The organism is Rickettsiales bacterium, from assembly GCA_033762595.1.
Taxonomy (GTDB): Bacteria; Pseudomonadota; Alphaproteobacteria; order Rickettsiales; family UBA8987; genus JANPLD01.
In genome coordinates, this window is sequence record JANRLM010000030.1 from 20579 (window position 1) to 27089 (window position 6511).

Consider the following 6511-nt stretch of genomic DNA (forward strand, 5'->3'; position numbering starts at 1 on the left):
AATTTTAGCTGTGAGAATTCTTTTTTATACAATTTTATCAATATTAATTATTTGCTCATCTGCAAATGCGGAGCAGCAAAATGTTAAAGATATGGTTTACGAAAATAATATCGTAGGGCCTTATCCATTAAATTTCAATCCAGATTATATTAATGAGAAAAACCAAAGCTCAAAAGAAGCTAAAATTGATAATAAATCTTCTGATAAAGCAATAAAAGTAACGCAACAAATTGATAAGAAAATTTCTGATAATTACATAAAAAACATCTTGAAATCTCAAGGTGAATACAAAGTTAGTGATGTAATTATTGATAAAAATTCCTTAAAGAAAATTTATAAAAATTATGATTATCAAACAATTTGGTTTAAGGATAATGTCGTTAAAGGAATTACTAAAAAAGCAATAAAATTCCTCTCTCTTGCTGAGGAAAACGGCCTTTCAAAAGATGAAATTAATGTAAAATTAGTTCAAGAAAGAATTGAAAATGATAAGCCGGAAATAATCAAAAATACTGATTTATTAATTACGCATTTAATTATAAAAATGATTAATCAAATCGGTAATGGCATTTCGCAACCTGAAGATGTAGGAATTGAATCTTATAATATTTCTCCTGAAAGAGTTAAAAATATTTCCTCGGCTTTTGATGAGTTTTATCAATCTGAAAATATTGATGATTTTATAAGCAAATATTCTCCTAAAAAGCAGGAATATAAAAATTTAAAAGTTGCGATTAAAAAACTTATTGAAGAAAGGGATTCTAGAGAAAATGTTTTTCCAAAAATCAATCAAGGGCCAGATGTTTTACCAGGTGGCAGAGATTATAGAATGGTTGAAATTGCTAAAAGATTCGGCAATCCATCAACTATAAACCAGCGTGCTAAAGATGATAAATTCATTTATTATAAAGAGCTTCAAAGGCCGGTTATAGAGTTTCAGAAAAAATTTGGCATAAAACCAAATGGCATAATTAATAATAAAACAATCCAAGCGTTAAATGTTGATGAAAATGATTTGATTAAAAAAATCGCTGTTAATATGGATAGACTACGCTGGATTCCTGATAATTTAGAGCCAAAAAGATTAGAAATAAATATCGCAAATCAAACTTTAACCGCTTATGAAGATGACAAGCAAGCCTTCACACAAGCTCTTGTAATTGGTAGAAGTGAGAAGAAAACTGCAATAATGAATACTTATTTCAAAACTATAATTTTTAACCCTTTTTGGCACGCACCAAGGGGTTATACAACAAATTTCTTACTGCCAATTATTAGAAAAGATAGATCTTATCTTGAAACTGAAGAACTTGAGTTAATTCAACTTGCTCCAGATGGTTGGTGGAAGCCAATTGATGCAAGCACAATTGATTTCAAAAAAATTAATGAAAAAAATATCAATTTTGTTGTTCGTCAAAAACCAGGCAGGAAAAATGCTCTTGGGCCAATGAGGTTTAGCTTAATCAATAATTTTGATATTTATATGCATGGAACCGCTGAGCCTTGGTTGTTTAGCTCTGATTATCGCGCACAAAGCTCTGGTTGCATTAGGGTTGAAGACCCTCTCAAATTGGCACTCTTTGCCTTGGAGGATAACACAGATACGCCAAAAGAAAAATATATGAGTTATTATGAGGCTTTTAACGATGATAAATTGCCATCAGATAAACTTCCAAAACACATAAAAGTTGATCTCAAAGAGTCTTTGCCAACTTATATAAATTATTTTTCTGTTTATTCTGATGAGCAAGGAAACCTAAAATTCTCTGATGACATCTATAGCTGGGATAAAGAAATGATTGAAAAAAGCTTTAATTAGTTTCCTCTGTATTTTTTCAATTTATAGGTAAGTATAGATTTAAGCTCCATAGCCTCCAATTGTCACCTCGCATTTATTGCGGGGTTAATGGTTAAAAGTGTTTTTAAGTCTAATTTTTGAGCGTGTTTTACAATTAACCCCGCAATAAATGTGGGGTGACACTAAAGAGAAAAAATAGCAAAAACTTAATAAAAATCATACTTACATAACAGTGCCGTAATAAATGATTGAAATTTTGGTTTATAAAACTATATAAAGTTTTACCGAAAACAATTGCGATAATCTTGGCCGGTTAGCAAAGTGGTAATGCGCGGGACTGCAAATCCCGCATGCGTCAGTTCGATTCTGACACCGGCCTCCAGCTAATATACTAATAGGGTTTGATATCACCCTAGCTCTTAGTTTTATTTTTGAAGTTTTTATTAAAATTCTATTCGCAAAATTATTTCCTGTAAATATTACTTGAAAGAGAAAATATTCATCTAGTTTTCTGAACTTATTTGAACTTTGCAGAATTTAAGAGTGGTGCTTGTGGCCGGAGTCGAACCGGCACGGGAGGTGAATCCCGAGGGATTTTAAGTCCCTTGCGTCTACCAATTCCGCCACACAAGCTGAGTTTTAGAATTTATTATGAATTGGTGAGCTTCTAAATATATCAGATAATTTTATTATCAAGAATTTTTACAATAAAATAAGGGAAGGTGTTCAATAAGCATAGTTTTTATAACACTTCTTATTTTTACGCCATAGTGTTACCCCGAACTTGGTGAGAGGGGTTAACCATGAAGTAACTCGTTTGGAACACTCAACTACATACTCTTCATACCCGAGAAAGCGGGTATCCATTGCTTTATAGATTCCCGCTTTCGCGGGAATGAAAAATGGAGTTGCTATTCTATTAAGTTCCTTAAGCCCGAACTTGTTGCGGGGTTACAATTTGTGATCAAGATAGAAAATCTAAAATTTTCTAACAATTTTTTTTTGAGATTAATCTCAACAACTATAATCAATTCAGGCTAATGCCATAAATGAAATCGTGGGCAAGGCTTTTTGCACGCTCTTTGGCGGCTTTTTCACCGCCGGGGCCTTTTTTGAGTTCGCCCCCCATAGAATCTAAAAGTGAGCGATATAAATTATCCTCAACATCTTCTTCCTGATCACTAACAAAATCAATACAATCTTTAGAAATAAACTCATCAAGTGCGATAAAAACCTTGGCAACTGCATCAGCTCCAGCTTTAATTCTTATTTCAATATTGTTTGGAAGTGGGCTTGCATATTCGCAAAAAACCATATCCTCAGATTCACAAGTTGTAACTGAAAGAACCTCTCTAAAACCTGCCTTACTAAGTGCGATTTTGGTTCTATCCATTTGATCCCTAAACGCATAGCTTTCATCGCATTCATAGCCAACTTCCGTGTAAGGCCTGCCATCTTTGCCAACAATATGCTTGGCATAAAAATAGATGGATTTCTCCTTATCATCTGGGCAAACAGGCTTTGCTAAACATTTATATCCTGTTGCCGTGTGGTAAACTGCGTCAAACCCAGTTTTCCCATTAAATTTCTTGTATCCAGCCATAACTCTTCCCCCCTAATTATCACCCTCTACTTGAGAGCTGAAAAATTCCTCTACATGAGAAATGGCTTATAAGATCAATCCTAACATGAAAAGGTTAACAAATCATTACTTATTACTTCAAATTATGCAAAAATTGCATAGTTCTATTTCTACAACAAAAATTAAAAACTCAGTAAAAACAATAGGTTAAAGAAAGGTAAGAAGGATATTTATTAAATTAAATATAAAATTTGAAATGAAAAATTTGCCGATAGTAAATTATTTATTAATAAAACACCTAATTCTTGGCAATTTTTGCCGAAGCCTGTAGAATATTTATTTATTGTGCTTTTTGTATAGTTAATATAATCCGATATAATAAAAACTAAATAATAAAAAAATGGTAGAAAAAATTCCAGATCCAAGAGAAGCAAAACCAAAGCCTGAAGATATTACAAAGATGCTTGAGAAGTCTCGCATTCTCTCTGAAGCTCTGCCTTATATGAAAAAATTTAATGGTGAAACTTTCGTCATTAAATTTGGTGGCAGTGCAATGGGTGATGAGCAACTTGCGAAAGATTTTGCTCGTGATGTAGTGCTTATGAAACAGGTTGGAATCAACCCTATTGTTGTGCATGGTGGTGGCCCTCAAATTGGCAATATGCTTGAGAAGCTAAAAATCAAAAGTGAGTTTATTGATGGTTTAAGAGTTACTGATAAAGAAACAGTTGAAATTGTTGAGATGGTTTTATGTGGTAAAATCAACAAGAAAATTGTTGCAGATATTAACGCGGCAGGTGGCACAGCTATCGGGCTTTCTGGCAAAGATGCAAATTTGATTAAGGCAAAAAGAGTTCGCAAAACTAAAAGAGACCCTGACTCCAACATTGAGAAAATCTTGGATTTAGGCTTTGTGGGTGAGCCTGAGTCTATCAACCCTGATATTTTCGTTACATTTGAAGATACTGATGTGATTCCAGTTATTGCACCAGTTGGTTTTGATGAAAATGGCGAGACTTATAATATTAATGCAGATACTGCAGCTGGTGCTATAGCTTCTGCACTTGTTGCACAAAAACTTATAATGATGACAGATGTTGATGGTGTTCTTGACAAAGATAAAAAACTCATCAGCAAAATATCTGGTAGTAAAATAAAGAAGATGATTACAGATGGCGTTATATCTGGCGGAATGATTCCAAAAGTTGAAACCTGTATGAAGGCTCTTTCTAATAATGTTGAGGCCTGCCACATTCTAAACGGCAAAATTCCACATGTTCTTCTGCTAGAAGTATTCACCGAACACGGCAGCGGTACAATGATTGTTTAGGGTTTTTATTTCTCCATAGTTGCCTTGATAGTACCTTTAATATTTCCGCAGTTAGGATAATAAATAGTTACTTCTTGAGAGCCCTCATAATAGGTTTTTCCTATGATTTGATCGTCATATTTTTGTTTTATTTCAATTTTAATTTTATTTATTTCTTCTTTGTTTAGTTTTCCCATTTTTTCAACAAAATCACAAAATTCGGCCCATTTATTTTCAGAAATATGGCATTCAGTGGGCTTACCTTTTTTACCATATGTTCTGTAATCTAAAACCTGAATTTTATTTGTCACTTTTTTATACCCTGTTTCATGAGGTATGTCGTCTGTTTTAGGTATAACTCCAGATGGCAGGCTATCTTTATTTTGAATTTTTATATAAGGATTTTTTTTTGTAGGAGCATTCGGTATTTTAGTATCATCAAAATTGGAAAGTATAAGGGCTTTTGGATCATTTGAAAATGCAATATGACTAAAATAAAATGTGGTACAAAAAATAAATCCATTTTTATTGTTATCATCCTTAACGTCAATAGTAGTATAAAAATAATCACTGCATAAATAATTATCTGATATTTTGAAATCTAAATTATAACCACGCATTTTTGAATCTAAATAAACTTTTTGATCACGATTCGGATACGATGTAGCTAAGCAATAATCAAATATGGTATTGTTTTTTATAAAAGCTAAAGCCTTCTTATAATCTCTTTTTTCTGATAAAGTTGAAGAAATATTTACAAAAAAAATATAATTTATACTAGAATCAAAAATTTTTTCAGCCGCTCTATTAGTAATTATAAAATCTTTATTAATATCCTCTGATCGGTTAGGGTCAGCAATAACTTTAGTGAACTTAGAAGCCTTTTCTAAGAAAGTATTATATTCATTTTTTGTAAGTATTTTATAATCTTTCTTAATATTTTTATATAATTTTACATCCTCCTTCGCCTGCTTTAATGCCGCTTTTGTTTCTTCACCAAAAACTCCATCTACACTAAGCTTTTTACCTACAGAATTTCTATAGCCAAGTTTGTTTAGGTAATTTTGAAGGCCTATAATGCTTTGTTCATCAGCTTCTGCAAAATTAGAATTTAGATATTTTTCCATATAAATAAGTTTTGATTTTAATTAATTTAACACTAAATAGTTAAAAAAATATTAAAAATGAACATTCAGGATTTAGTTATCTTCAAAGACCCCTTTATAATAGCTCTCAACAAGCCTTCTGGAATTGCAGTTCATAAAGGCCCAAGCAACAGAGAGTGCTTGGAGGATTATTTTGATAAATTATGCTATGATTTGCCACGCCCGCCTGCTCTTGCCCACCGCTTAGATGCGGATACTTCTGGCATTTTGGTGTTAGGCAGACACGGAAAAGCACTTAAAAGGCTTGGGGAGTTTTTTCGCAATAAAAGGATTGAAAAAACTTATCTAGCAATCGTTGAAAAAACCCCTGAACACCCTGAAGGAACAATAGATTTACCGATTTTTAAGAAGAATTCCAAAACCAAAGGCTGGCGAATTGTTATAGATAAAAATTTCGGTCAGCCCTCAATTTCTCATTATAAAGTTCTAAAAACTCTAGAGGGTGGCAAGGCTTTGCTTGAGCTAAAGCCTGAAACCGGCAGAACGCACCAACTTAGGGTGCATTGTCAGGCGATGGGCTGGCCAATTGTGGGTGATAGTTTATATGGAACAAACAGCCAACACCCAGCAGATTTGCTAGATTCAAATAAAAATCAGAATAATAATAAAATAGAAAATAAACCAAAGCTAGATAATAACCGGCCGAAACTTTTGCT

Annotated in this window: 5 protein-coding genes and 2 tRNA genes; 4 read left to right on the plus strand and 3 right to left on the minus strand. The window is 32.8% G+C overall.

The window, feature by feature from the left end; all coding sequences use genetic code 11:
• Positions 1 to 10: 10 nt before the first annotated feature.
• Together SFT90_02405 and SFT90_02410 are read left to right on the plus strand one after the other, a co-directional pair.
• The gene (locus SFT90_02405; GenBank protein MDX1949337.1) at positions 11 to 1819 is read left to right on the plus strand and encodes a L,D-transpeptidase family protein; all 1809 of its coding nucleotides are present in this window, start codon (positions 11 to 13) and stop codon (positions 1817 to 1819) included.
• Between the two features lie 286 nt (positions 1820 to 2105).
• Positions 2106 to 2180, plus strand: a tRNA-Cys gene (locus tag SFT90_02410).
• A 162-nt stretch (positions 2181 to 2342) separates the two neighbouring features.
• Here the strand turns inward: SFT90_02410 and SFT90_02415 are convergent.
• Together SFT90_02415 and SFT90_02420 are read right to left on the minus strand one after the other, a co-directional pair.
• Positions 2343 to 2431, minus strand: a tRNA-Leu gene (locus tag SFT90_02415).
• A 394-nt stretch (positions 2432 to 2825) separates the two neighbouring features.
• A complete protein-coding gene (locus tag SFT90_02420; protein MDX1949338.1) occupies positions 2826 to 3401 on the minus strand; it encodes a hypothetical protein in 576 nt (191 codons plus the stop codon).
• A 379-nt stretch (positions 3402 to 3780) separates the two neighbouring features.
• Here SFT90_02420 and argB point away from each other — a divergent pair, with 379 nt between their 5' ends.
• Positions 3781 to 4710, plus strand: a complete 930-nt coding sequence (argB, locus tag SFT90_02425) for an acetylglutamate kinase (protein ID MDX1949339.1) — start codon at positions 3781 to 3783, stop codon at positions 4708 to 4710.
• Between the two features lie 5 nt (positions 4711 to 4715).
• Here argB and SFT90_02430 read toward each other — a convergent pair whose 3' ends face one another.
• Entirely contained in the window at positions 4716 to 5816 is a 1101-nt protein-coding gene (locus tag SFT90_02430; GenBank protein ID MDX1949340.1) for a peptidoglycan-binding domain-containing protein, read from the minus strand.
• A 57-nt stretch (positions 5817 to 5873) separates the two neighbouring features.
• Here SFT90_02430 and SFT90_02435 point away from each other — a divergent pair.
• On the plus strand, positions 5874 to 6511 hold a 638-nt coding region (locus SFT90_02435; protein ID MDX1949341.1), incomplete at its 3' end, for an RluA family pseudouridine synthase.